2 protein-coding genes are annotated in these 1858 nt (G+C 72.7%); both read left to right on the top strand.

Annotation, left to right across the window (positions count from 1 at the left end; all coding sequences use genetic code 11):
* A partial coding sequence (locus ACYVE7_RS33390) for a CDP-glycerol glycerophosphotransferase family protein (RefSeq protein ID WP_460370489.1) occupies positions 1–1613 on the top strand: 1613 nt, incomplete at its 5' end.
* Positions 1607–1858: hypothetical protein (locus tag ACYVE7_RS33385; RefSeq protein ID WP_460370488.1), on the top strand; the 252-nt coding region annotated here is incomplete at its 3' end. The genes ACYVE7_RS33390 and ACYVE7_RS33385, both read left to right, overlap by 7 nt.

The following is a 1858-nucleotide window of genomic DNA, read 5'->3' as shown; positions in this document are numbered from 1 at the left end:
ACGCCGAGCTCGCGGTGGACGGCGGCGAACTCGCGCTCACCCGCACCCGCTACGGCACGTTCGTCGCGCTGGTCCGCGAACCCCACCCCGTCGTCCGGGAGCTGTGCTGGACCGATGACGGCACGCTCCGGCTGACGGGCACCTGGAGCGGCGGCGACCGGCGGCCGTCCCGGCTGGTGCTGCGCCGCAACCGCTCGGCCGAGGAGCACGCGATCACCCTCGACTGGTCGGACACGGGGTTCACCGCCGAGTTCAGGCCCGCCGCGATGCCGCTGTTCGGCGCGGACGTCCCCGTCGGGCAGGGCGTCTGGCGGGTGCTGGCGGGGGAGACCCCCGTGCTCGTCGCCCGCGAAGCGCTCGCCGGGCTGCCTGGCCCCCGCAGATCCGGCCGCCACGACTACGAGGCGATGCCGCAGAAAGGCGCCCGGCTGGCGCTGCGCGTCCGGACGGCCCTGCGCCCCGACGAGCGGGGACCCTACGCCCAGCGCCGCCTCCAGCAGGACTTCTACCCGGCACGCCGGGCCCAGCCGGTGCGGGAGCTGGCCGTCTTCGACGCCTACCGGGGCCGCCAGTACTCCTGCAACCCGCGCGGGATCTTCGAGGAGCTGCGCCGCCGGGAGACGGGCGTCGACTGCGTCTGGGTGAGCGCCGACGCGCGCTTCCCCGCCCCGGACGGCGCCAGAACCGTCCTGTCGGGCAGCCACGAGCACTACGACGCCGTCGCAGGAGCCCGCTACCTGGTCGGGAACTTCTCCCAGGAGCCCTGGTACACCAAGCGTCCAGGCCAGACCTATCTGCAGTGCTGGCACGGCACCCCGCTCAAGAAACTCGGCCACGACCTCAGGCAGATGCCGTACAAGCGGACCGAGGGCCTGGACTGGATGGAGAACGACGTCCCGCAGTGGGATCTGCTCCTCGCCCAGAACGAGTTCTCGGTGCCTCTGTTCCGCAGTGCGTTCCGGTACGACGGCGAGATCACCGTCAGCGGCTACCCGCGCAACGACGCCCTCCACCATCCAGACGCGCCGCGCCGGGCCGCCGAGGTCAGGGCCAGGCTCGGCATCCCGCCCGGCAAGAAGGCGGTCCTGTACGCGCCGACCTGGCGCGACGATCTGCACGCCGCGATCGGCAAGCGCGGTTTCCGCCGCGAACTCGACCTGAACCGGCTCGCCCAGGTGCTCGGCGACGACCATGTGGTGCTGTTCCGCACCCACTACCTGGTCACCGACCGGCCGCGGTTCGCGCCCGGCGCGGGCGTCGTCGACGTCACCGCCTATCCCGACATCACCGACCTGTACCTGGTCGCCGACGCGTTGATCACCGACTACTCGTCGGCGATGTTCGATTTCGCGTCCACCCGCCGTCCGATGTTCTTCTTCGCCTACGACCTGGAGCGCTACCGCGACGAGGTCCGCGGCTTCTATCTCGATTTCGAGGCCCCCGGCCCGGTGCTCCGCACGGCCGACGAGCTGTTCGACGCGCTCCGCGCCGACCCGCAGGCCGCCGCCCACGCCCCCCGCTACGACGCGTTCGTCGAGCGCTACTGCCCGCAGGACGACGGTTCCGCCGCCGCCCGCGTCGTCGCCCGACTCCTTGGAGGGTCTTCATGCTGACCGCCGTCAAACGGCTGATCCGCCCCTATCTGCGGCCGGATTCCGGCTCCTACATCACCGCGCTGCGCTGGCGGGACGGGGTGCTGGAGCTGGCGGGACGGGGCGGGCTGGCCGAGGTGGTGCTGCGGGAGCGGCGCAGCGGCCGGGAGGTCGTGTTCCCGGTGGCGCGCGACGGCGAACTGTTCACGGCCGAGCTGCCGGTCGGCGCGCTGCCGGTGTTCGGCGCGGAGCTGCCGCTGCCGAGC

The sequence above is a fragment of the Actinocorallia lasiicapitis genome (assembly GCF_054778695.1).
Note: the sequence above shows the minus strand (reverse complement) of the source record. Positions and strands in the feature narration are given on the sequence as shown.